Origin of the sequence: Microbacterium ureisolvens, assembly GCF_015278315.1 — a bacterium.
GTDB lineage: Bacteria > Actinomycetota > Actinomycetes > Actinomycetales > Microbacteriaceae > Microbacterium > Microbacterium ureisolvens.
Genome location: NZ_JADIJE010000017.1, coordinates 30,635 through 52,106, shown reverse-complemented (window position 1 = coordinate 52,106; position 21,472 = coordinate 30,635). Strand labels below are relative to the sequence as shown.

Here is a 21,472-nt window from a genome sequence, read left to right as displayed (position 1 = left end):
GCAGGGCTTCCATGCCTACGGCGCGCGCGGCGAGGATCTCGGCCTCCACACGACGCCGGACCTCGCGCGCGCGGCGGTCGCGGCATCCGTCGCCTCATCGACGACCGCGTCGTCCCTCCACCGTCCGCACCGCATTCGTAGGCGCGGCACCCCTGGTCGCTCGAGCGGCCCGAAGAATAGGAAAGACACGATGGCCACTGGCACCGTGAAATGGTTCAACTCCGAGAAGGGCTACGGCTTCATCGCACCCGATGACGGCTCGGCCGATCTCTTCGCACACTTCAGCGCGATCGCGGGTGAGGGCTTCAAGGAGCTCCGCGAAGACCAGAAGGTCGAATTCGACGCTGAGCGTGGCCCGAAGGGCATGCAGGCGGCGAACATCCGCCCGCTCTGATCCGCACGCACAGGCGCCCGCACCGGCTTCGGCCGGGGCGGGCGCTTCTGCTTCCTGAGCATCGCCGCAGAGTCCCGACGTATGCCGGCCGCGGGATGCAGCGACACGTAGCCTGGGGGCAGCGATGGGCAACCGCCTCTGGCTTTCAACGGCCGAACGGTCCCCACCGGAACTGGTGCATCATCTCCTCCACCGTCCTCGAGCCGCGGCTCGGTCCTGTTCGTCAGACCTACGCCGGCACCACGGAATTCCCCCCGATGGCCCGCGCCTACACCGAGGTCTCGCAGGTCGTCCGCGAAAGCGGCCTGCTCGCACGCACACCCTGGTTCTACGCCATCGTCGGTCTCGCCGTCGCGCTGGGCTTCGGCGGCGCGATCACCGGGTTCGTGCTGCTCGGCGACAGCTGGTTCCAGCTGCTGATCGCCGGCGCGCTGGGCATCCTGTTCACGCAGGTCGCCTTCCTCGGCCATGAGGCCGCCCACCGGCAGATCCTGTCGTCCGGACCGGCCAACGACCGGCTCGCGCGCCTCCTCGCCAACGGCGTCGTGGGGATGAGCTACTCGTGGTGGACGTCCAAGCACACTCGCCACCACGCGAACCCCAACCGGGTCGGGAAGGACCCCGACATCGAGGTCGACACGATCTCCTTCCTGGATGCCGACGCCGCCGGCGCTCGCGGCATCCGTCGCCTGATCACCCGGCGTCAAGGCTGGCTGTTCTTCCCGCTGCTCACGCTGGAAGGGCTGAACCTCCACTTCCTCGGCCTGCGGCACCTCGTCGGCCGTGAGGCCGTGAAGGGCCGCTGGACCGAGCTCGGCCTCATCGCCGCGCGGTTCGCCGTGATCTGGACGCCGGTCTTCGTCTTCCTGCCGCTCGGGATGGCCTTCGCGTTCCTCGGCGTGCAGCTGGCCGTCTTCGGCGTGTACATGGGGGCGTCGTTCGCCCCCAACCACAAGGGCATGCCGGTCATCGCGAAGGACGCGAAGCTCGACTTCTTCAGCAAGCAGGTGCGCACCTCCCGCAACGTCAGCGGCGGGTGGTGGGCGACCTGGCTCATGGGTGGACTCAACTACCAGATCGAGCACCACCTCTTCCCGAACATGCCGCGGCCGCACCTGGCCCGCGCGCGCGAGATCGTGATCGAGCAGTGCCGTGCGCTCGACGTTCCGTACGCCGAGACCACGCTGTGGCGCTCGTACGGGATCGTCATCGGGTATCTCAACCGTGTCGGACTCGCAGCGCGCGACCCGTTCGACTGCCCCGTCGTCGGGACCTACCGCCGGGCCTGACGACGCCGTGGACATCGTGAAGAGCCCGGGCGCGCACGCGGATACGAACCCGGGCTCTCGTGTGTGGGCCCCGTAGTAGCTTTCCCGTGATGACGCATCTTCGACTGCTGGGAGCGGGGCGCTCGGCCGACGTCTTCGCGATCGACGAGACATGGGTCCTGCGTCGCACCCGCGACGGAACGGACACCGGTGCCGAGTCCGCGATCATGACCTTCGTCGCGCAGTCGGGGTTCCCGGTACCGCGGCAGAAGGTCCGCGTCCCGGGTGCGCGTCCCGAAGACCTGGTGCTCGAGCGACTCCGCGGACCGACGATGGCGGACGCCGTCCTGGCCGGTGCACTGGATCCGGCGACCGCGGGCGGCCTGCTGGCGGAGCTGCTCGATCGGCTGCACGCCATCCCGGTGCCTGACGCGGCCGATCGTGACGACCGCGTGGTGCACCTGGATCTGCACCCCGAGAATGTCATCCTGACCGCCCGCGGGCCCGTGGTCATCGACTGGACGAATGCGACCGTCGGTCGGCCCGGGGTCGACCGCGCGATGTGTGCGCTGATCCTCGCGCAAGTGTCCCTCACGATGCCGTCCGCTCCGGGCGCCGCCGTGCGAGCCACGCTGGCGGCGCTGTGCGAGGAGCTCTCGGCGAGCGGAGGAATCAGCGGTGAAGATCTGAGCATCGCGGTGGACCGACGGGTGAGCGATCCCGGCCAGACATCCGCCGAGCGCGATCTGATCCACGCCGCGCGAGCGCTCGTGGCGAGTGAGGCGGGTCGCGACGCGGCGCGGTGACCGCAGCATCACGGGTCAGGCGACCGCCACATCCGCTGCCGCGGCCTGGATGTGCTGGACACCAATGTGGACACCGTATACATTGAGTCAGTGTCCCAGGTGATCCTCTACGCGTCGATGTCGCTCGACGGCTTCTCGGCCGGTCCGGACGATGACCTCACTGTGCTCCACGGCTGGGCGTTCGGGGACGAGACGATGGCGATGCACCCGCAGGTCACCGCCGAGTTCTTCGCCGCCGGCGCGGTGATCTTCGGCGCCCGCACCCTGCGCGCGGGCGACGCGGCCTGGGGCGACGAGCCGATCTTCCCGATGCCGGTGTTCGTCCCGATGCACGAACGCCGGGATCCGGTGGTCAGGAACGGCGCGCTGTTCACCTTCGCCCCGTCGGCACAGGAGGCGCTGCGCGGCGCGCTCGGGGCGGCCGGCGATCGAGACGTCTACATCATGGGCAGCGCCAACGTCGCGCAGCAGCTGATCGCCATCGACGCCGTCGATGCCTTCGAGCTCGCGATCACCGGAGTGGTGCTGGGTGCCGGGGTCAAGCTCTTCGATCGCCTGCCGCACCTTCCGCTCCGGCTCGAGCCGACCCGCGTCCTGGCGTCGAAGAGGATCACGCACATCAGGTACGACGTGCTGCGGTGACGAGCCGTCTGCCGCCGACGGCGCGGCGGCTCATGCGGCGTCGATCCCCAACGCCGAGAACCGGTCGCGTCCGAGCGGGGTGACGGTGAGCGCCCGGTCGTCACGGCGACGGCGCAGCCATCCGGCCTCGAGCATCCCCGAGAGCACCGCAGCGCCGATCTTCCCGGCGATGTGCGGTCGGCGCTCCGTCCAGTCGAGACAGGGGCGCACCATGGGGCGGGACGACGGGGCGAGCGTGATCGGCACCCCGAGCACGTCGCCGACCGTCGCGGCTTCCACGGTGAGCGACCACACGCCGTCCCGGTCGGCGATCCACTCCTCCGAGAACGCCCGATCGACGAGAGCGATCGCGAGGTCACCGGCGAGGTGGTCGTAGCACCGGCGTGCGCGGCGCAGCGCGGTGCGCCGGTCGTGCGCGGAGAGCGAGGAGACGGAGTCCTCGCCGGAGAGCCGGAGGATGCCTTCCACCGTGTCGGCGACGGTCGGGTCGGCCAGGCGCACTTCGCGCGCGCGGCCGACCGTCTCGATCTCGACCAGGCCGGTCTCCGCCAGGCGCGAGATGTGCGCGCTCGCGGTCGACGGGGCGACCCCGATCCGTGCGGCGAGGGCGCCCGCGGGCAGCGCCGTGCCGCCCATGAGCTCCCGCAGGATGCGCAGCCGCATGGGCTCGGCGAGTGCTCGCGCGAGTTCGTCGAGCGACGGTCGCGCCCGTTCGGTCATGTCAGCGCCCTCCGTGCGGCCTCGACGTCGTCCACGACGAACACCTTGCGGTTGTCGTGGTCACTGTACTGAGCGTGCACGCGGATCCCCGCGTCCGCCAGCGCGGTCATCATGCGACCGAGGGCGCCCGGGCGGTCGGCGGGCAGAGGCGCCACCACCACCTCGCTGCTGGCCGCGCCGACGATTCCGGCATCCGTGAGCGCGCGGACGGCGGCGGCGCCGTCGTCGACGAGGTAGTGCGCGACCTGCCCCCACACCCCGCCTCCTTCCAGCCCGACGCCCGCCGCGCCGAGCATCGTGCCGATGCGCGCGATGTCCGGCGCGATGTCATCGACGAGGATGCTGACGTCGTTCACGGCGCGACCTCCACGGTGATGTCCATCTCGACGGATGCCGCGAGCGAATGCGCGATGAAGCAGCCGGCGTGGGCGTCGTGCATGAGCTGCACGATCCTCTCCGGTTCGCCCTCACGCACCGTGACCGTCGGACTCAGGATGATCTCGGTGATCCGCATGGGGTGGCTTCCCGAGGGCATGATCGCGGTCGCCTCATCGCGGTAGTCGATCACGTCCACGCCGGCCCGCGCAGCGACGGCGAGGAACGACAACAGCTGGCAGGAGATCGCCGCCGCCAGCAGCAGCTGCTCCGGGTTCGGCAGCGAGGCGTCGCCGAGGAACGCCTGATCCGCGCTGAGCGACAGCGACGACCCACCGGCCGACACGACGTGTTCGCGGCCGTAGCCGGCGTAGCCGGCGCCGGTCGATCCCGACCACTGCAACGCTGATTCGTAGACGTGAGCCTTCATGCCCCCACGCTATGGCGGGGACGTTTCGATGGCCGTCGAAGTGTCGCCGAGCGCGGTGCGGGTTCCCGCTGCACGGGCATGCAGGCCGCTCAGCCGCGGCGCAGAGGGCCCTCGATGAACGCGGAGAAGGCCGGGAGAGACGGTCGGCCGACCTACCAGATGGTGCCGCCGCCGACCGAGATGCCGGCCCACGTCAGCGCGATGAAGATGCCGGCGAAGACGACGGGCGCGATCCCCTTGCCGCTGCGAGCCAGGCCCTTCAGCAGGGCGATCACGGCGAGGACCGCGGCGACGATCGAGAGCCCGCCGCCCAGGATCAGCCCGATGAACAGGGGGATGGGCATGAGCACGAGGCCGGCCAGCGCGAACCAGAATGCGGCCCAGGCCGTCGGGTTGGAGCGGCGTTCGACGGAGGAGGACATCTCCCCATTATCTCGAACCCGCCGCCCGGAGCTCCGGAGGCTCGGCGGATGTGCCCGTGGCGAGGCACAGCGAAGCCGGCCCGGCTTCGCTGAGTCGAATCCGGAAAGAGAGCGATCTCGTCAGATATCGGCGCGCGCCCGGCGCCATTCGATGAGGCCCGCAGGCGGAGATGACGGATGCCTCGACCCGGCGCGCGCGCGGGGTCGAGGCATCCGATCTCCAGCCTCAGCGACCGGTGGAGGTCATCTGGCGAGCGCCTCCGAGAGCTTCACGCGGGCGCCCATGCGCAGCAGCGAGTTCTCGTAGATGCGCGCGCCGATCACGATCGCCCCGACGCACGTCGCCACGAGGATCGCGAGCGAGACGAGCGGCTCCCACCACTGTGCCTCACCGAGGAAGATGCGCATCGGCATGCCGACGGGGGCCGAGAACGGCACGTACGACATGATCGCCAGCACAAGCGGGTTGTCGTTGAAGAAGATCACCAGGAAGTACGGCGCCATGATGAGCATCGTCAGGGGCGTAGTGGTCGACCCGACGTCCTCCATGCGCGAGACCATCGCCGCCGCAGCTGCGAACAGCGACGCGAGCAGGATGAAGCCGAACAGGAAGAACACCGCGAACCACGCGATGGGTCCGCCGAGACCCTGGAGGAGCTCGGTCTGATCGGTGACGGTGAGACCGACGATCGCGACCGCCGCGAGGAGCAGGATCTGTCCCATCGCGAGGATGGTGTTGCCGATGACCTTGCCGGCCAGGAGCGAGCGCACCGGGATCGCCGAGATGAGCAGCTCCACGACGCGCGTCTGCTTCTCCTCGACGACGCTCTGCGCGATCGTGCCGCCGAACATCGACGCGGCGAACAGGAACACGATGCCGAAGCCGAGGGCGGCGATGTAGCCGAGGGCGGCGTTGACGTCGTCAGGCTCGAGCAGCTCGACCGGCGGCAGCTGCGACAGCTGCAGCAGCAGCTGCGTCGGCGCCGACGACTCCGCGACGACGGTGAAGCCGAGGGGCGACGACGAGTCGTCGACGATCGCCGCGTCGACGTCGCCGCTCGTGACGAGCGACTCGGCCTCGGCGCGGTCGGCGACCTCGGTCACCTCGAGCCCCTGGGCGCTGGAGACGTACTGCGTCGCTCCGGCGGTCACCGCGACGGGCGTGCCGCTGGCGTTGGAGGCCTGGAACCCGGCCCAGACCACGAGCGCCAGGGCGCCGAGGACGAGGATCGCGGTCGAGATGACGAAGGCCTTGCTGCGCAGCTTCGAGCCGATCTCACGCTCGGCGACGAGCCAGATCGCCTGCCCGCTGCTGAGGGCGCCGCCGCCGCGGCGGCTGTCTGCGGTGCTCACTGGATGACCTCCTTGAAGATCTGGGCGAGGGACGGATGCTGCGGCGCGAAGCTCGCGACATCCCCTTGTGCGACGGCCCGGCGCAGCACCCGCTGGGCCGTCTCGTCGCTGTCGGCGTCGAACACGGCGTAGCCGCCGTCGAAGTCGAGCACCTCGACGCCGGCCTCGGAGCGGAGCCAGCCGGCGTCGCCCGCCGAGACCAGCTCGAACCGGCGCGACGAGTGCTGCGCACGCAGCGCGTCGCGGGCGCCGGCCGCGCGGATCGTGCCGCCGGCGATGATGACGAGGTCGTCGCACAGGCGCTCGACGACGTCGAGCTGGTGCGACGAGAACAGCACGGCGGCGCCGTCGGCGGCCCGCTGCTGCAGAACGCCCGCCACGACGTCGACCGCGAGGGGGTCCAGGCCCGAGAACGGCTCGTCGAGGATGAGCACCTGCGGGTCGTGCACGAGCGCGGCGGCGATCTGCGCACGCTGCTGGTTGCCGAGCGAGAGCGTCTCGACGTTGTCGCCCAGGCGCTCGCCGAGTCCGAGCTGCTCGAGCAGGGTGCGGGCGCGGGTGGAGGCATCCGTCTTCGAGAAGCCGTGCAGCCGCGCCAGGTAGACGATGTGCTCGAGCACCTTCATCTTGGGATACAGACCGCGCTCCTCGGGCATGTAGCCGAAGCGGCGGCGGTCGGATGCCGTCACCTCCGCCCCGTCGAGCGTCACGGAGCCGGCATCGCCGGCGAGCACGCCCAGGACGATCCGCATCGTGGTGGTCTTGCCGGCGCCGTTGCCGCCGACGAAACCGGTGAGCCTGCCCGGACGCACGTCGAACGACACGTCGTCGAGCACGCGGCGGCCCCCGTAACTCTTCTCGATACCGCGCAGCTGCAGCATCCTGTCTCCTCTCGCCCCGGTGGTGAGCCTGTCGATATCGACGGTACGCAGGGCGTGGTCTCGCGTCCTCCCCCCGGGGGCGGATTCGCTCCCGCTCCGCCCGAAGGAGGAGGGGGTGGTTGAGAGGGCGGATGAGAGAATTTTCATGCATCGGAATAGATCTCAGCTCCATGTGCTTGCATGGAGGTGGAACGTCCACGGTGGTCCCCACCGGGGACCTTTGTCATTTCAGGGAGAGAATCCATGTCCGATCGGACCATCGGCTACATCGTCGGCAGCATCTCGTCGACCTCGATCAACCGCAAGCTCGCCAAGGCGCTCGAGCGCCTCGCGCCGGAGGGCACGACCCTCGTCGAGATCCCGATCAAGGACCTCCCCTTCTACTCGCCCGACTTCGACGCCGACTTCCCGCAGGTCGCGCGCGACTTCAAGCAGGCGATCGACGATGTCGACGGCGTCATCATCGTCACCCCCGAGTACAGCCGTTCGCTGCCCGGCGTGCTGAAGAACGCGCTCGACTGGGCCGCCCGCCCGTGGGGCCAGGGCTCGTTCAACGGCAAGCCCACCGCCGTCATCGGCACCTCGCAGGGCGGCATCGCGACCGCCGCCGCCCAGCAGCACCTGAAGGCGATCCTCAGCCACTACAACGCGCCCACGCTCGGCCAGCCCGAGGGCTACGTGCAGATGACCCCGGGCCTCTTCTCCGACAACGGCGAGGTCACCAACGACCAGACGGCCGAGTTCCTCGTCGGCTACCTCGAGGCGTTCGGAGCCCTCGTCGACCGCTACGCCGCCGTTCCCGTCGCGGCGTAATCCCCCCGCCCGGCCCTTAGAGGGCCGGTCTGTTCCAGCCGATCGGATGCCCCGACCTGGCGCCCCTCGCGGGCGCAGGGCCGGGGCATCCGTGGTTCCTCCCGCTCCCGCCCGGTCGAGCGGTTCCCCCGGAAGGCGGAGGCGCGACGAGCCGGGGTGCGGGAGGCTGGGAGCCGGAATGCGCAGGCCGGCGGTGCCGGCGGAAGGAGGGCGGCGATGCCCGACCCCGACAAGCTGCTGTGGGGAGACCTCAGCGATCCCCGAGTCGAGCTGGAGAAGCTGTTCCCCTCCGGCGCCGAGGGTCGTCTCACTGGTGCGCGGACGTGGGCGGCGGGAGTGCTCGCCGCGGCGCGCGTGCCCGCCGACGACGAGCTGCGCGTGATCAGGACGCTCCGGCAGGCCGAACCGCGGCTCTCGCTGAAGCCGGCGACCTACCTCGCCGCGCAGCTCGCGCACTGAGGACGCGCCTCCGAGTCTGCGGGACCGCGAGGCGGACGCGTTTCGTCTCGCTCGTCCCTCGCTCGCTCAACGACCGGGGGTTGGGGGGACGGGCGTTTCGTCTCGCTCGTTCCTCGCTCGCTCAACGACCGGGGGTCGGGGGCGGGGCTACACCAGGCCGTGACGGTGGGCGTACACCACGGCGGCGACGCGGTCGCGGGCGCCGAGCTTCTGCAGCACGTTCGACACGTGCGTCTTCACGGTGGCCTCGCCGATGAACAGGCGCCGCGCGATCTCGGCGTTGCTCATCGCCTGCGCCACGAGCCGCAGCACCTCGGCCTCGCGCTCGGTGAGATCCCCCCCGGGCGCGTCGATCCCCCCGCCTTCCCGCGAGGGTACAGCTGGTGGACGAGAGGTAGGGAACGCCCCCGCATCTCGGCGACCAGTTGTACTCTCGCGGTCGGAGGGAGGCTGCACGTCGGGTGCGGGCGCGTGGGCGAAGCGGGCGATCACGCGACGGGTCACCTCGGGCGCCAGCAGCGCGTCGCCGGCGGCGGCCACGCGGACCGCCGAGATGAGCTCTTCCGGCCCGGCGTTCTTCAGCAAAAACCCGGTCGCCCCGGCGGCCAGCGCGTCGAAGAGGTAGTCGTCGCGGTCGAACGTCGTCACGACCACGACGGCGGCGTCCATCGACGAATCCGCCGTGATACGGCGCGTCGCCTCCACACCGTCCATGTCCGGCATCTGCACGTCCATGCAGATCACGTCGGGGCGGAGATCGGATGCCGCGGCCACCGCCTCGACCCCGGTCGAGGCCTCACCGACCACGGTGATGTCGCCCGCCGACTCGAGGATCATGCGGAAGCCCGCACGCATCACGGCGTGGTCGTCGACGAGCACCACGCGGATCGGCGCGCTCACGCGTCGGCTCCGACGCGCGCCGCCAGCGGCACCCGCAGCCGTACCAGGAACCCGCCCCTGCCCCTCGGGCCGGCCTCGAGCTCCCCGCCCGAGGCCGCGGCGCGTTCGCGCATGCCGACGAGCCCGAGGCCGGGACGCATGGGCGTCGCGACGGCGCGCCCGGTGTTCACGACCTCCAGCTCGATCGCGTCGTCGGCGTAGCGCAGGCGCACGTCGGCCGCGGCATCCGGTCCGCCGTGCCGGCGCGCGTTGGTCAGCGCCTCCTGGGCGACGCGATAGACGTTCACCTGCACGAGCTCGGGCAGCTCGACCGGCTCCCCGACGATCGTCAGCGTGGTCGGCAGACCGTTGTCGTTCGCATGGGCGACGAGTTCCGCAAGCCCGGAGAGATGCACCGTCGAGCCGCCCTCGGTGTCGCCGGAGGTGCGGAGCGTCTCGAGCAGCTGGCGCAGCTCGACGAGCGCCGAGCGCGCGGACGCCTCGACTCCGAGGAGGGCTGTGCGCGCGGCATCCGGATCCCGCTCCAGCACCGCGCGCGCGGCGCCGGCCTGCACGCCCATCGCCGAGACGTGGTGCGCCACGACGTCGTGCAGCTCGCGCGCGATGCGCACGCGGTCGAGCGCGACCGCCTGGGCGGCCGTCACCTCGCGCTCGAGCTCGAGCTCCCGCGTGCGCTCCTCGAGGGCCGCGCGCGACATGGCTGCGGCGTAGGCGCGGTCGCCCATGTAGTACGCGCCGCCGAAGAAGGCCGCGTTGACGAGGAACTGGATGAGCATGAACGCGGCGAACGGAGAGAACAGGCCCGCCTGCGACAGCGCCTCGTCGCTCGGGTCGATAGCGGCCTGGAACGTCGTGATGATCAGCCACACGAACATCGCGATGATGACCGCGATCCGCACCCACGTGGCCCGGCGCCGGTCGTCCACCCAGGCGCCGACGGTGTACATCGCGATGAAGAGGGCGATGTTCGCCACGTACAGCTCGGGGATGCGCGCCGAGACGCCGACGAAGAACACCACCGCGACGACGACGACAACGAGCTCGGGGAAGCGGCGGCGCACGGCCAGCGGCGCGGTCAGGCCGAAGCTGTACAGCAGCGACCACTGCAGGCCGGTAGAGCTGTCGGTGCCGTAGACGCCTGCGACGGACCCGAGCGCGGCGCTCAGCACGGCCGCGAGGAACAGAGCCCCCGCCAGCCAGATGTCGGTGCGCAGTTCGCGCGGCGTCGGCCGCGGACGCCGGGTCTGGCTCGCGGCAGGGAGGTCGGACATCCCTCCACGCTACGGGGGAGGGGCGCACCGGGCATCCCCCGTGGGACGGAGAGCGAGCCGGGCGCCGCGCGCGAGGCTCCGCCGGTTCGTGCCGGCCGCGGGGCGGGCTGCACGTCCGCCCCGCGCCGGGTAAGTTAGCCAGCGTTCACCCGGCGTCGACAGGGGTTGCCGTGACCGACCGAAATGCGGGGCTCGACCCCGAGACCGACTTCGTCGAGATCTACCGGAACCTCGGCACGTACGACTTCCCGTGGGATCTCAACCAGTCGCTGAGCTTCGCCCTGTTCCGCACGTACGCGGTGCCGTCGATCGGGCGCCTGCTCGATGAGACCGGCGAGTTCGCGCGCAGGGCGCAAAGGCGGTATGACGACACGTCGCTGCTGCTGGAGGTGCCGCTGCTCGACGGCTTCGACAGCCCGCGCGGTCGTGCGGCCATCCGCCGCATCAACCAGATGCACCGGATGTACGACATCTCGAACGACGACATGCGGTACGTGCTGTCGACCTTCGTCGTCGTGCCGGCGCGGTGGGTGCACGCGTTCGGCTGGCGGCCACTGACACCCGGCGAGCTGCTGGCGTCGGTGCGGTACTACCAGACGCTCGGCCGCCATATGGGGATCAAGGACGTTCCCGAGACGTACGAGGGCTTCGCCGCGCTGATGGACGACTACGAGCGTGAGCACTTCGCCTACGACCCCGCCTCCGCGCGCGTCGCCGACCAGACGCTCGCGCTGCTCGTCTCGTTCTACCCGCGCGTACTCGCGCCGGTGATCGAGGTGTTCAGCCGGTCGCTCATGGATCCGCCGCTCCTCCGGGCGTTCGGCTATCGCGAGCCCGGCCGGCTGGCGCGTCGCCTCTCGGCCGGGGCGCTCCGGCTCCGCGCGCGAGTGGTCGCGGTTCTGCCGAAGCGGCGGACCCCGCTGCACGTCTCCGACCTGCCCCGCATCCGCAGCTACCCCGACGGCTTCGAGGTCGAGCGGATGGGAACGTTCGGCCCGGGGTGCCCCGTGCCGCACGCAGCGCGCGGGGTGGAGGCATCCGTCGACTGACTTACTTGCTATTGACAAGCGAGCTTGTTTTTTGCAACCATGGCAGCGACGGCCGGTCGGCCGCCCCGATCGAGCAGGAGCAGAGCAATGACGCACATCTTCATCAACATCCCGGTGACCGACCTCGAGCGCGCGAAGGCCTTCTACACGGGGCTCGGCGCCGGGATCAACCCGCAGTTCACCGACGAGAACGCGGCCTGCATCGTGTGGGACGACAACGTGTACTTCATGGTGCTGACCAAGGAGTACTACTCGACCTTCACCGACAAGCAGATCACCGACCCGCGGACGCAGTCGCAGGTGCTGATCGCCCTCAGCCGCGAATCGCGCGAGGACGTCGACAAGATCATCGCGGCCGGCATCGCCGGCGGCGGCACCGAGCCCACAGAGGCCAAGGACTACGGCTTCATGTACAGCCGCGACCTCGAAGACCCCGACGGCAACGGCGTGGAGTTCTTCTTCATGGAGCCTCGCGCCGCCGAGCAGGGCACCGACGCCTACGTGGCGGAGCAGGCGCAGGCGTAGGTGGCGTCCCGCAGCTACGGGCAGTACTGCGGGGTGACGACGGCCGTCGAGCTGATCGGCGAGCGGTGGGCGCTGCTCATCGTCCGCGATCTGCTCGTCGGCCCGCGCCGCTACACCGACCTCAAGCAGGGGCTGCCCAAGATCCCCACCAACATCCTCTCCACGCGACTCAAGGAGCTGCAGGAGGGCGGCGTCGTGCGCCGCGTGCCGCTGCTGCACTGCGGGCTGGTGTACGAGCTGACGTCGTACGGGCGCGAGCTCGAGCAGATCGTGCTGGCGCTCGGCCGGTGGGGCTTCGCGCAGATGGGCGATCCCGAGCCCGACGACGTCGTCACGGCGGACTCGCTGACGATGGCGCTGCGGACGGCGTTCCGAACGGATGCCGCGGCCACGCTGCCGCCGGCCGACTACGAGGTGCACGTGGCCGACGTCGTGCTGAGGGTGCAGGTCGCCGGCGGCGCGCTCCGCATCGCGCAGGTGCAGCCGGCCGGACGCCCGGTGGATCCGAAGCTCGGCACGCAGGCTTCGACCGCCGGCGAGCCCGATCTGACGTTCGCGGCGGGTCCCGGCATCCGTCGCCTCATCTCGGGCGAGCTGACCGCCGCGGAGGCGATCGACCGGGAGGTGGTCGCCGTCGTCGCGGGCGACGCGACTCTCCTGGAGAGGTTCGCCGAGACGTTCTCGATTCCCTTCGACCGGGGGACTACCCTCGTCGCCTGAGCGACGTCACTCATGGAGGAGCCCGAATGACCGGCCGCATCTACATCGATCTGTTCACGAGTCTCGACGGCGTCGCCCAGGCGCCGGGCGGCCGCGACGAGGATCCGTCGCACGACTTCCCCTACGGCGGCTGGCAGGCGCCGTTCCCTGACGAGACGATCGGCGCCTCGGTGTGGGAGGGCATCTCGGAGCTCGACGCGCTGCTGCTCGGTCGGCGCACCTACGACATCTTCGCCGCGTACTGGCCGCAGCAGTCCCACCGCATCGCGGATGTGTTCAACCGCGTGCCCAAGTACGTGGCGTCGCGGGGCCTGCCCACGCTCGATTGGGAGGGCACGTCGCAGCTGGGGATGGACCTCGTCCGCGAGGTCGAGGAGCTGCGCGAGCGGCACGAGAGCATCCACGTGATCGGCAGCGTCGACTTCGTGCAGACCCTTCTGAAGGAGCAGCTGTTCGATGTGCTCACGCTGTGGGTCCACCCCGTCGTGCTCGGACAGGGCAAGAAGGTGTTCCCCGAGGGTGCGCACCCGGCCACCGTCACGCTGCTCGAGCCGGCGATCACCGGTCCGCTGGGCGTCGTGCAGCTGCGCTACGGGCCGAAGCGCGGCGACGTGCAGACCGGCGAGGTCGAGGACTGACTCGGGCCTGAGTGAGCGGGCCGGTCAGCGCTCGCTGAGCCTCTGCGCCGGTCGCTGAGCTTGTCGAAGCGCGCGTTCTAGAAGATCATCGGGCGATCGTCGTCATCGGGACCCTCGAGGTCGAGGTCGACGACGACCGGCACGTGGTCGCTCGGGAGCTCGCCCTTGCGCTCGTCGCGGTGGATCGTCGCGCCGGTGACGGCGTCGGCGAGCGCGTGCGAGCCGAGGATGAAGTCGATGCGCATGCCCTCGTTGCGGGGGAACTTCAGCCGCTTGTAGTCCCAGTACGTGTAGCCGGTGGGGATCAGCGGGCGCACGACGTCGTGGAGCCCCGCCGCCTGCAGCGCCGCGAAGGCCTCGCGCTCGGGCGGCGACACGTGGGTGGAGAAACCCGCGACCACCGCCGGGTCGCCGTTGTCGGCATCCGTCGGCGCGATGTTGAAGTCGCCGACCAGCGCCAGCGCCAGGTCGGGGTTCGCGGTGAGCGACTCGCGCGTGTACTGCTCGAGCGCCGACAGCCAGTCGAGCTTGTAGAAGTAGTGCGGGTCGCCGAGCGAGCGCCCGTTGGGCACGTACAGGCTCCACACCTCGACGCCGCCGACGGTGGCGCCGATCGCGCGCGCCTCCTGCGGTGCGTCGGGACCGTTGTGGCCCTTCTCGAAGCCAGGCATCCCAGGGAAGGCGGTGCGCACGTCGGTGACCGGCTCTCGGCTGGCGATCGCCACGCCGTTCCACTGCGAGAAGCCGTGCGCCTCGACGTGGAAGCCGGCCTCCTCGAACCGCTCGAACGGGAACTGCTCCGCCTTGCACTTGATCTCCTGCATCGCGAGCACGTCGATGTGCTCGCGCACCGCGAAGTCGACGATGCGGTCGACCCGCGCGCGGATCGAGTTGACGTTCCAGGTGGCCAGGCGCATGGGATCCAGCCTATTCGCGAGCGCCGACGTGGCACGGCCCGCACCGAGGATGGGCGCCGTGACGCGGCATCCGTAAAATCGATCCCATGACCGTCGCCTCCACGCCCGAGCTCGAAGCCGACCGCCAGTACCTGATCGCGCTGATCCAGGACGAGGCGGTCTTCCACGGGGACTTCACCCTCTCGAGCGGCAAGAAGGCCACGTACTACGTCGACATGCGCAAGCTGACGCTCGACCACCGCGCCGCGCCGTCGATCGGGCGGATCATGCTCGACCTCATCCGCGATGTCGACGGGATCGTCGCCGTCGGCGGCCTGACGCTCGGTGCCGACCCGATCGCGAACGCCGTGATGCACGAGTCTGCGCGCACCCACAAGCCGCTCGACGCGTTCGTCGTGCGCAAGGAGCCCAAGGACCACGGGCGCGGACGCCAGGTGGAGGGGGCGGATGTCGCGGGCAAGCGCGTCGTCGTCGTCGAAGACACCTCGACCACGGGCCAGTCGGCGTTGAAGGCCGTCGAGGCGCTGCGCCGCGAGGGCGCCGAACCCGTCGCCGTCGCCGTCATCGTGGACCGCAAGACCGGCGCGCAGGCCGCCGTCGAGGCCGAAGGCCTGCAGTGGCTCGCCGCGATCGACCTCGACGACCTGGGTCTCGACCCGCAGTAGGGGCGCGCTGCGGCCGCAGGCCGCGACCCGCAGGAGCCGGGTGGTCGACACCGCGGCCCCGACCGCGGCAGTTTCCTGCGTCCGCCACAGAGATCGGCGCAGCGGTCGCAGGTAAGTGCAGCGCTCGCGCCACGGCGACGGCTCTCGTGCCCGCTGTCACACGCGGGCGCCGGCCGGTGTCTCCATGTCGAAGGACTCGTTCCCACGACACGGAGGAAGACATGAGCACCGACACCCGCATCCCCGCCGCAGAGGTCACCGGCGTCTACGGCGCCCTCATCAAGGCGGCCGCGAAGAAGATGATCGGGCGCGTGCCCGCCTCGATCGGCGTGCTGTGGCATCACCCGGGCGTCATGAAGGACTCGATGGGCATCGGCCGCAAGGTCGAAGGCTGGCACGAGCTCGACTCGAACCTCTCGACCTTCGCCGCCATGGCGTCGGCCGCGACGATCGGCTGCAGCTTCTGCCTCGATTTCAACTACTTCATGTCGCGGAACCGCGACGTCGATGCGGCCAAGGTGCGCGAGGTTCCGCGCTGGCGCGACTCCGACGTCTTCACGCCGCTCGAGCGCCGGGTCATGGAATACGCCGAGGCGGCGAGCCAGACTCCGCCGGCGGTGACCGACGAGCTCTCCGACGCGCTGCTGGCCGAGCTCGGCCCCGCGGGGCTCGTGGAGCTGGCCGCCCGCGTCGCGTTCATGAACATGTCGGCCCGCATGAACATCGCGCTCGGCATCCGTTCCGAGCACTTCGCGGATTCGTGCGGCCTGCCGCCGCTCGCGACCCGGCCCGCCACGGCGACGGCCGCCGCGTAGGCTCGCGCCCATGAGCACCGCCGCCGTCGACGACCCGTTCGTCGCCCACCGGAGCCTGCTGTTCACCGTCGCGTACGAGATGCTCGGCTCGGCCGCCGACGCCGAGGACGTGCTGCAGGAGTCGTGGCTGCGGTGGGCGGCCGTCGACCGCGGCACCGTCCAGGAGCCGCGCGCCTACCTCGTGCGCATCGTCACGCGGCAGGCGCTCAACCACCTGCGCACGGTGTCGCGGCGGCGCGAGGAGTACGTCGGCGAGTGGCTCCCCGAGCCCTTGCTGACCAGCCCCGATGTGGCCGACGACGTGGAGCTCGCCGAGAACCTCTCGATCGCGATGCTCACGGTGCTCGAGACGCTCGGGCCGGCCGAGCGGGCGGTGTTCGTGCTGCGCGAGGTGTTCGACGTGCCGTACGACGAGATCGCGGATGCCGTGGGCAAGACTCCGGCGGCCGTGCGGCAGATCGCGCACCGGGCCAAGGACCATGTCGCGGCGCGACGGCCGCGCGTGAGGGTCGTGCCCGCGGAGCACGTGGAGGTGGTGGAGCGTCTCGTCGTCGCCCTCAACACGGGCGACCTCCAGGGGCTCATGGACGTCCTCGCGCCCGAGGTGGTCTCGGTCGCCGACGGCGGCGGCAAGGTGCGCGGGGCCGCGCGGCGCCCGGTCGTCGGTGCCGACAAGCTGGCCCGCTACCTCGTGGGCGGGATGGCGAAGGTGGAGGGCATGCTCGTGGCGTCGTCGACGTGGGTGAACGGGCAGCCGGGCATCCGCATGGAGCTCGATGGGCAGCTCGTCGGTGTCGTCAGCCTCACGGTCGAGGGCGGCCGCATCACACAGGTGTACTCGATCGCGAACCCCGACAAGCTCGGGCGCGTCGACGCGGAGGCGGCTCTGGCCCGCTGAATCAGGCCGGGGTCAGTCGCCGGATCAGGCCAGGGTCAGTCGCCGGATCAGGCCAGGGTCAGTCGTCGCGTCGGCCCCGCCAGCGCCACCACTGCCACAGGATCACGGTCAGCGTGCCCAGAGTGATGAGGGCGGCGGTGAGGAGGAGGAGCGTCTGCTCGGTCTCGGAGATCACGTCGGGCGCTTCCCTTCGGCGGCGTCGGCCACGATCTTCGCGACGCGCGCGGCGCGCGTCTCGGGGCGCCGGGCCATGTCGACGGCGGCGATGCCGAGCTTGCGGGTCGACGGCGGGAACGCGTCCCACGCGGCGCGCGCCGTCGGTGCGGCCTCGAGCGCGGCGGCGAGGTCGTCGGGCTCGCGCAGGGCGTCGGCGTTGTCGAAGACGCTCCACGACCCGTTCTGCTTGGCTCGCTCGATGGCCTGGATCCCTGCCTCGGTCAGCAGTCCGTCGGATTCCAGCTCCGCCACCCGCACCTTGTTGGTCGCCGCCCAGCCGCTCGAGGGCCGTCGTGGCGCGAACCAGAGTCCGCCGCGCTCGTCGTCGAACGAGCGCACGGGGCCGTCGATCCAGCCGAAGCACAGCGCCTGGCGGATGGCGTCCTCGTAGCCGATGAACTCGAGCCCCGAGCCGGGCCGCGCCCGCACGAGCCAGGCCCCCTTCGAGGTGCGATGGTTCGCCTCCAGCCACGAACGCCAGGCCGCGGCATCCGTCACTTCGACTTTCTCGCCGTCATCGAGCGCGCCCATGACGCGACCCTACCGGGCGGTTCCGACGTCGTGCACCGTGCGGGCGAGGAGGCGCACGGCCTCGTCGACGAGAGGGTCGGCCAGGTCGCCGTAGCCCAGCACCAGGCGCTCGGGCGCGGGGGCTTCGGGCGAGACGCGATAGCGGCGGATGTCGGTGAGGCCGAGGTCGTGCGCCTCGGCCGCCCGCACGACGTCGGCAGCGCGCACGCCCGGGGGAAGATCGAGCACGACGTGCAGGCCGGCGGCGATGCCCGAGACCCGGCAGCCGGGGAGGTCGCGCTCGAGCGCCGCCAGCAGCGCCTCGCGGCGGCGCCGGTAGCGGGCGCGGGCGCCGCGCAGATGGCGATCCAGACCGCCGGAGCCCAGGAACCGGGCGAGGGTGAGCTGGTCGAGCGTCGACGGCGCCGCCGCTCCTGCGTCGCGCACGGTGCCGCGCAGCCACGACGGCAGCACGAGCCAGCCGAGGCCCAGCGCGGGCGACGCGGTCTTGCTGAGGCTGCCCGCCAGCACGACGCGGTCCGGCGCCATCGCCTGCAGCGCCCCGATCGGCCGTCGGTCGTAGCGGAACTCGGCGTCGTAGTCGTCCTCGACGACCACCCCGTCGCCCGCCCGTGCCCACGCGATCAGCGCCTCCCGGCGTTCGGCCGACAGGGGCACGCCGAGCGGGAACTGGTGGGCGGGCGTCACGAGCGCGGCGCGGGCGCCGGTGCGGACGGATGCCTCGACCAGCGCCGCGACGTCGGCGCCCTGCTCGTCGACCGGGACGGGCACCGCGGTCAGTCCCTCCGCCGCTGCCACCTGGCGCATCCGCTGCCACGACGGATCCTCGACCAGGAGCGCCGTGTGCCCGAGCGCGCGCAGCGCGCGGGCCACGCGCCGCATCCCGTCGGCGGCGCCGTGCGTGACCACGACGGCGTCGGCGTCCGCCCGCGCGAAGCGGGACCGCGACAGGTACGCCGCGAGGGCGGCGCGCGCGGCCGGCACGTCGCCGTCGAGGCGGAAGAGTTCCGCATCCGGGGTTTCGGCGAGAGTCTCGGTCATCGCCCGCAGCCACAGCGCCCGGGGTGCGTGGCGCAGGTCGGGCACGCCGGGAGCGAGGTCGTACCGCGGGCGTCGCAGCGCGGCGGCGGGTTCGGCGGCGGCGCGGGGAGCCGTGGCGCGGACGGATGCCGCCACCCGCGTCGCCGATCCGGTCCGGGCGTCGAGGATGCCCTCGGCGGCGAGGCGCCCGTACACCTCGGTCACGACCCAGCGCGAGACGCCGAGCGAGGTGGCGAGCAGCCGGCTCGGAGGCAGCACCGCGCCGGCGGGCAGGCGGCCGGTGGCCACGGCATCCCGCACCGCCAGCTCGAGGCGGACGTGCCGCGGGCCGTCGTATGCGGCGAGGTCGAGCAGGGTCTCCCACGCCACGTGATTGGTCTGGATTTGTGCCATCGAATCGGATCGTACTCCCGGACCGCTGGCGTCCCACGATGGAGTCACGAACTCAGGAAAGGGCAGCGCCATGCACTACCGCACCATCTCCAACGGGTCGACCTCATTCGAGGTCTCGACCCTGTGCCTCGGCACCATGTTCTTCGGCACGCGCACCGACACCGCGACGTCGCTGCAGATCCTCGACCGGTTCGCCGAGGCCGGCGGCACGTTCATCGACACGGCGAACAACTACAACGCGTGGGTCGGCGGGCACGGTCGCGACAGCGAGGACGTCCTCGGCCGATGGATCCGCCGACGCGGCGGGCTCGGCGACGTGCGCCTGGCCACCAAGCTCGGCGCCGCCAAGAAGGACCCTGCGCTCCCGCTGCAGAACGTCGAGCCGACGAATTTCCAGGGGTTGTCGGCCGAGGTCGTCGCCCGCGAGGCCCGCCTCAGCCTCCAGCACCTCGGCGTCGAGCGCATCGACGTGCTGTACGGCCACGTCGATGACCGCGAGACCCCGATCGCCGAGACCGTCGCCGCGTTCGGGCAGCTCCAGCGCGAGGGGCTCGTCGGCATCTCGGGCATCTCGAACGTCGCGCTGTGGCGCCTGATCGAAGCGCGCGAGGAGGCGCTGCGGGAGGGCATCGACCCCTACGGCGTCGTGCAGCAGGGCTACAGCTACGTCTATCCGAGCCCGGGCGTCGGGCGCACGAACGACGTGTCGGTCGAGCTGCTCGACTACGTCGCGGCGGCGGGTGTCGACGGACGGCCGCCGCTCACGATCACGGCGTACTCGCCGCTGCACCAGGGCGCGTTCGCCCGCGACGACAAGCCGGTGTGGGCGCCCATGCGTCACGCGGCGAACCGCGAGCGCGTGCGCGTGCTGCACGACGTCGCGGCCGAGATCGGCGCGACGGCGAACCAGGTCGCGCTGGCGTGGCTGCTCGGGGCGGAGGTGCCGGTGATCCCCGTCGTCGGCATCTCGAGCATCGCGCAGCTCGAGGAGGCGCTGGCCGTCTCCGACCTGGTCCTCGACGCCGACGTGCGCGCGCGGCTCGACACCGCCGACCTCGACGTCCGCGCCACGGTCGCGGCCTGAACGAGCGGGAGCGGCCTGAGCTGCCGGGTGCGGCCTGAGCTGTCGGGTGTGGCGGGCGCTGCGGAGCCCGCCGCACCCGCGCTTCGGGCTCAGGGCGGCGGGCCCGCGACGACGGACCGCATACCGGCTCGGGAAGTGACGGATGCCTCGGCTCGGGGCATCCGTCTCCTCATTCGAGGACGTGAGCCGAGGAGAGGATCGTCACCCGGCGTGTCGGTCCGCATCTGGGACCGGATCCTCGTTCGAGGAACGGGCCCCACGGAAGAGAGCGGCGGATGCCTCGGCTCGAGGCATCCGTCTCCTCATTCGAGGACGTGAGCCGAGGAGAGGATCGTCACCCGGCGTGTCGGTCCGCATCTGGGCGCAGATCCTCGTTTGAGGAACGGGCGCCACGGAAGAGAGCGGAACGGATGCTGCCGGCTTGAGTCCCTACAGGAGCTGGGGGTCCTCGGACTCCACCGGCTCGAGGTCGAGGAGCTCGGCCACCGAGTCGAGCACCTCGTCGGGACGGAACGGGTAGCGCGCGACCTCGGCCGGATCGCTGATGCCGGTGAGCACGAGCACGGTGTGCAGGCCCGCCTCGATGCCGGCGACGACGTCGGTGTCCATGCGGTCGCCGATCATGCCGGTGTTCTCGGAGTGGGCGCCCAGGCGGTTCATCGCCGAGCGGAACATCATGGGGTTCGGCTTGCCGACGACGTAGGGCTCCATGCCCGTCGCCTTGGTGATGAGCGCCGAGATCGCACCGGTGGCCGGCAGCAGACCGTCGGTCGAGGGGCCGGTGGGGTCGGGGTTGGTCGCGATGAATCGCGCCCCGCCGACGATGAAGCGGATCGCCTTGGTGATCGCCTCGAACGAGTAGTTGCGGGTCTCGCCGACGACGACGTAGTCGGGGTCGGTCTCGGTCATGATGAAGCCTGCCTCGTGCAGGGCGGTGGTCAAGCCCGCCTCGCCGATGACGAACGCCGAGCCGCCCGGCATCTGCGACTTGAGGAAATCAGCGGTGGCCAGCGCGGAGGTCCAGATCGACTCCTCCGGGACGATGAGGCCGGAGGCCCGCAGCCGGGCCGAGAGATCGCGCGGCGTGAAGATCGAGTTGTTGGTCAGCACCAGGAAGGGAACGCCCTGGTCGCGCCATTGCTGCAGCAGCGCGGAAGAGCCGGGAATCGGCGTGTTCTCGTGCACCAGCACGCCGTCCATGTCGGTGAGCCAGCATTCGATGTCGGACCGCGTGCGCATGCGTCCA

26 protein-coding genes are annotated in these 21,472 nt (G+C 71.1%); 14 read left to right on the top strand and 12 right to left on the bottom strand.

The window, feature by feature from the left end; genetic code table 11:
* Positions 1 to 190 precede the first annotated feature (190 nt).
* From IM767_RS19235 to IM767_RS19220, 4 genes are all read left to right on the top strand, one after another.
* The gene (locus IM767_RS19235; protein WP_109208830.1) at positions 191 to 394 is read left to right on the top strand and encodes a cold-shock protein; all 204 of its coding nucleotides are present in this window, start codon (positions 191 to 193) and stop codon (positions 392 to 394) included.
* A gap of 95 nt (positions 395 to 489) precedes the next feature.
* Complete coding sequence (locus IM767_RS19230) at positions 490 to 1,683, top strand: fatty acid desaturase family protein (RefSeq protein ID WP_109208546.1); 1,194 nt, start codon at positions 490 to 492, stop codon at positions 1,681 to 1,683.
* A gap of 89 nt (positions 1,684 to 1,772) precedes the next feature.
* Complete coding sequence (locus IM767_RS19225) at positions 1,773 to 2,468, top strand: phosphotransferase (protein ID WP_109208545.1); 696 nt, start codon at positions 1,773 to 1,775, stop codon at positions 2,466 to 2,468.
* 90 nt (positions 2,469 to 2,558) lie between these two features.
* Positions 2,559 to 3,110, top strand: a complete 552-nt coding sequence (locus IM767_RS19220) for a dihydrofolate reductase family protein (protein WP_109208544.1) — start codon at positions 2,559 to 2,561, stop codon at positions 3,108 to 3,110.
* A gap of 30 nt (positions 3,111 to 3,140) precedes the next feature.
* Here the strand turns inward: IM767_RS19220 and IM767_RS19215 are convergent, their stop codons facing one another.
* The 6 genes from IM767_RS19215 to IM767_RS19190 all read right to left on the bottom strand — a co-directional run bounded on the left by IM767_RS19215 (position 3,141) and on the right by IM767_RS19190 (position 7,291).
* Positions 3,141 to 3,830: an ArsR/SmtB family transcription factor gene (locus tag IM767_RS19215; protein ID WP_109208543.1), complete on the bottom strand. Its 690-nt coding sequence runs from the start codon at positions 3,828 to 3,830 to the stop codon at positions 3,141 to 3,143.
* Positions 3,827 to 4,186, bottom strand: a complete 360-nt coding sequence (locus tag IM767_RS19210; protein ID WP_109208542.1) for an amino acid-binding protein — start codon at positions 4,184 to 4,186, stop codon at positions 3,827 to 3,829. The genes IM767_RS19215 and IM767_RS19210 overlap by 4 nt, the downstream gene beginning before the upstream one ends.
* Entirely contained in the window at positions 4,183 to 4,635 is a 453-nt protein-coding gene (locus IM767_RS19205) for an OsmC family protein (protein ID WP_109208541.1), read from the bottom strand. The genes IM767_RS19210 and IM767_RS19205 overlap by 4 nt, the downstream gene beginning before the upstream one ends.
* A gap of 152 nt (positions 4,636 to 4,787) precedes the next feature.
* On the bottom strand, positions 4,788 to 5,057 hold the full coding sequence (locus tag IM767_RS19200; RefSeq protein ID WP_109208540.1) for a hypothetical protein: 270 nt from the start codon (positions 5,055 to 5,057) through the stop codon (positions 4,788 to 4,790).
* Between the two features lie 243 nt (positions 5,058 to 5,300).
* On the bottom strand, positions 5,301 to 6,410 hold the full coding sequence (locus IM767_RS19195; protein ID WP_109208539.1) for an ABC transporter permease: 1,110 nt from the start codon (positions 6,408 to 6,410) through the stop codon (positions 5,301 to 5,303).
* Positions 6,407 to 7,291: an ABC transporter ATP-binding protein gene (locus tag IM767_RS19190; protein ID WP_109208538.1), complete on the bottom strand. Its 885-nt coding sequence runs from the start codon at positions 7,289 to 7,291 to the stop codon at positions 6,407 to 6,409. The genes IM767_RS19195 and IM767_RS19190 overlap by 4 nt, the downstream gene beginning before the upstream one ends.
* Before the next feature lie 243 nt (positions 7,292 to 7,534).
* On the opposite strand from IM767_RS19190, the gene IM767_RS19185 reads away from it, so the two are divergent.
* Positions 7,535 to 8,104 (top strand): NADPH-dependent FMN reductase, encoded by a 570-nt coding sequence (locus IM767_RS19185; RefSeq protein WP_109208537.1) that lies wholly within the window; start codon positions 7,535 to 7,537, stop codon positions 8,102 to 8,104.
* 216 nt (positions 8,105 to 8,320) lie between these two features.
* Complete coding sequence (locus tag IM767_RS19180; RefSeq protein WP_109208536.1) at positions 8,321 to 8,563, top strand: hypothetical protein; 243 nt, start codon at positions 8,321 to 8,323, stop codon at positions 8,561 to 8,563.
* Between the two features lie 147 nt (positions 8,564 to 8,710).
* Here IM767_RS19180 and IM767_RS19175 read toward each other — a convergent pair whose 3' ends face one another.
* Complete coding sequence (locus IM767_RS19175; protein WP_109208535.1) at positions 8,711 to 9,463, bottom strand: response regulator; 753 nt, start codon at positions 9,461 to 9,463, stop codon at positions 8,711 to 8,713.
* Entirely contained in the window at positions 9,460 to 10,734 is a 1,275-nt protein-coding gene (locus IM767_RS19170) for a sensor histidine kinase (protein ID WP_109208534.1), read from the bottom strand. Before IM767_RS19170 ends, IM767_RS19175 begins: the two co-directional genes overlap by 4 nt.
* A gap of 170 nt (positions 10,735 to 10,904) precedes the next feature.
* On the opposite strand from IM767_RS19170, the gene IM767_RS19165 reads away from it, so the two are divergent.
* The 4 genes from IM767_RS19165 to IM767_RS19150 all read left to right on the top strand — a co-directional run bounded on the left by IM767_RS19165 (position 10,905) and on the right by IM767_RS19150 (position 13,666).
* Positions 10,905 to 11,783, top strand: coding sequence for an oxygenase MpaB family protein (locus tag IM767_RS19165; protein WP_109208533.1), 879 nt, complete (start codon positions 10,905 to 10,907; stop codon positions 11,781 to 11,783).
* Positions 11,784 to 11,870: 87 nt separating this feature from the next.
* Complete coding sequence (locus IM767_RS19160) at positions 11,871 to 12,308, top strand: VOC family protein (protein ID WP_109208532.1); 438 nt, start codon at positions 11,871 to 11,873, stop codon at positions 12,306 to 12,308.
* On the top strand, positions 12,309 to 13,028 hold the full coding sequence (locus tag IM767_RS19155) for a winged helix-turn-helix transcriptional regulator (RefSeq protein ID WP_109208531.1): 720 nt from the start codon (positions 12,309 to 12,311) through the stop codon (positions 13,026 to 13,028).
* A 26-nt stretch (positions 13,029 to 13,054) separates the two neighbouring features.
* Positions 13,055 to 13,666, top strand: a complete 612-nt coding sequence (locus IM767_RS19150; RefSeq protein WP_109208530.1) for a dihydrofolate reductase family protein — start codon at positions 13,055 to 13,057, stop codon at positions 13,664 to 13,666.
* A gap of 77 nt (positions 13,667 to 13,743) precedes the next feature.
* On the opposite strand, the gene IM767_RS19145 is transcribed toward IM767_RS19150, so the two are convergent.
* Positions 13,744 to 14,583: an exodeoxyribonuclease III gene (locus IM767_RS19145; protein ID WP_109208529.1), complete on the bottom strand. Its 840-nt coding sequence runs from the start codon at positions 14,581 to 14,583 to the stop codon at positions 13,744 to 13,746.
* Between the two features lie 86 nt (positions 14,584 to 14,669).
* On the opposite strand from IM767_RS19145, the gene pyrE reads away from it, so the two are divergent.
* The 3 genes from pyrE (at position 14,670) to IM767_RS19130 (ending at position 16,961) form a co-directional block, all read left to right on the top strand.
* On the top strand, positions 14,670 to 15,248 hold the full coding sequence (pyrE, locus tag IM767_RS19140) for an orotate phosphoribosyltransferase (RefSeq protein ID WP_109208528.1): 579 nt from the start codon (positions 14,670 to 14,672) through the stop codon (positions 15,246 to 15,248).
* A gap of 221 nt (positions 15,249 to 15,469) precedes the next feature.
* On the top strand, positions 15,470 to 16,063 hold the full coding sequence (locus tag IM767_RS19135; RefSeq protein WP_109208527.1) for a carboxymuconolactone decarboxylase family protein: 594 nt from the start codon (positions 15,470 to 15,472) through the stop codon (positions 16,061 to 16,063).
* A 10-nt stretch (positions 16,064 to 16,073) separates the two neighbouring features.
* Positions 16,074 to 16,961, top strand: coding sequence for an RNA polymerase sigma-70 factor (locus IM767_RS19130; protein WP_109208526.1), 888 nt, complete (start codon positions 16,074 to 16,076; stop codon positions 16,959 to 16,961).
* Positions 16,962 to 17,132: 171 nt separating this feature from the next.
* On the opposite strand, the gene IM767_RS19125 is transcribed toward IM767_RS19130, so the two are convergent.
* On the bottom strand, positions 17,133 to 17,708 hold the full coding sequence (locus IM767_RS19125) for a YdeI/OmpD-associated family protein (protein WP_109208525.1): 576 nt from the start codon (positions 17,706 to 17,708) through the stop codon (positions 17,133 to 17,135).
* 9 nt (positions 17,709 to 17,717) lie between these two features.
* Positions 17,718 to 19,142, bottom strand: coding sequence for a MocR-like pyridoxine biosynthesis transcription factor PdxR (pdxR, locus tag IM767_RS19120; RefSeq protein ID WP_109208524.1), 1,425 nt, complete (start codon positions 19,140 to 19,142; stop codon positions 17,718 to 17,720).
* 70 nt (positions 19,143 to 19,212) lie between these two features.
* Between pdxR and IM767_RS19115 the strand changes: the two genes are divergently transcribed.
* Positions 19,213 to 20,226 (top strand): aldo/keto reductase, encoded by a 1,014-nt coding sequence (locus IM767_RS19115; protein ID WP_109208523.1) that lies wholly within the window; start codon positions 19,213 to 19,215, stop codon positions 20,224 to 20,226.
* A gap of 429 nt (positions 20,227 to 20,655) precedes the next feature.
* Here the strand turns inward: IM767_RS19115 and IM767_RS19110 are convergent, their stop codons facing one another.
* A complete protein-coding gene (locus tag IM767_RS19110) occupies positions 20,656 to 21,465 on the bottom strand; it encodes an HAD-IIA family hydrolase (RefSeq protein WP_109208522.1) in 810 nt (269 codons plus the stop codon).
* Between the last annotated feature and the right edge of the window lie 7 nt (positions 21,466 to 21,472).

Excerpts from the sequence above, each read along its gene's own strand:
- IM767_RS19235 (WP_109208830.1), top strand. The coding sequence starts at position 191 with ATGGCCACTGGCACCGTGAAATGGTTCAACTCCGAGAAGGGCTACGGC.
- IM767_RS19230 (WP_109208546.1), top strand. The coding sequence starts at position 490 with ATGCAGCGACACGTAGCCTGGGGGCAGCGATGGGCAACCGCCTCTGGC.
- IM767_RS19225 (WP_109208545.1), top strand. The coding sequence starts at position 1,773 with ATGACGCATCTTCGACTGCTGGGAGCGGGGCGCTCGGCCGACGTCTTC.
- IM767_RS19215 (WP_109208543.1), bottom strand. The coding sequence starts at position 3,830 with ATGACCGAACGGGCGCGACCGTCGCTCGACGAACTCGCGCGAGCACTC.
- IM767_RS19205 (WP_109208541.1), bottom strand. The coding sequence starts at position 4,635 with ATGAAGGCTCACGTCTACGAATCAGCGTTGCAGTGGTCGGGATCGACC.
- IM767_RS19200 (WP_109208540.1), bottom strand. The coding sequence starts at position 5,057 with ATGTCCTCCTCCGTCGAACGCCGCTCCAACCCGACGGCCTGGGCCGCA.
- IM767_RS19190 (WP_109208538.1), bottom strand. The coding sequence starts at position 7,291 with ATGCTGCAGCTGCGCGGTATCGAGAAGAGTTACGGGGGCCGCCGCGTG.
- IM767_RS19185 (WP_109208537.1), top strand. The coding sequence starts at position 7,535 with ATGTCCGATCGGACCATCGGCTACATCGTCGGCAGCATCTCGTCGACC.
- IM767_RS19180 (WP_109208536.1), top strand. The coding sequence starts at position 8,321 with ATGCCCGACCCCGACAAGCTGCTGTGGGGAGACCTCAGCGATCCCCGA.
- IM767_RS19170 (WP_109208534.1), bottom strand. The coding sequence starts at position 10,734 with ATGTCCGACCTCCCTGCCGCGAGCCAGACCCGGCGTCCGCGGCCGACG.
- IM767_RS19160 (WP_109208532.1), top strand. The coding sequence starts at position 11,871 with ATGACGCACATCTTCATCAACATCCCGGTGACCGACCTCGAGCGCGCG.
- IM767_RS19150 (WP_109208530.1), top strand. The coding sequence starts at position 13,055 with ATGACCGGCCGCATCTACATCGATCTGTTCACGAGTCTCGACGGCGTC.
- IM767_RS19145 (WP_109208529.1), bottom strand. The coding sequence starts at position 14,583 with ATGCGCCTGGCCACCTGGAACGTCAACTCGATCCGCGCGCGGGTCGAC.
- pyrE (WP_109208528.1), top strand. The coding sequence starts at position 14,670 with ATGACCGTCGCCTCCACGCCCGAGCTCGAAGCCGACCGCCAGTACCTG.
- IM767_RS19135 (WP_109208527.1), top strand. The coding sequence starts at position 15,470 with ATGAGCACCGACACCCGCATCCCCGCCGCAGAGGTCACCGGCGTCTAC.
- IM767_RS19130 (WP_109208526.1), top strand. The coding sequence starts at position 16,074 with ATGAGCACCGCCGCCGTCGACGACCCGTTCGTCGCCCACCGGAGCCTG.
- IM767_RS19125 (WP_109208525.1), bottom strand. The coding sequence starts at position 17,708 with ATGGGCGCGCTCGATGACGGCGAGAAAGTCGAAGTGACGGATGCCGCG.
- pdxR (WP_109208524.1), bottom strand. The coding sequence starts at position 19,142 with ATGGCACAAATCCAGACCAATCACGTGGCGTGGGAGACCCTGCTCGAC.
- IM767_RS19115 (WP_109208523.1), top strand. The coding sequence starts at position 19,213 with ATGCACTACCGCACCATCTCCAACGGGTCGACCTCATTCGAGGTCTCG.
- IM767_RS19110 (WP_109208522.1), bottom strand. The coding sequence starts at position 21,465 with ATGCGCACGCGGTCCGACATCGAATGCTGGCTCACCGACATGGACGGC.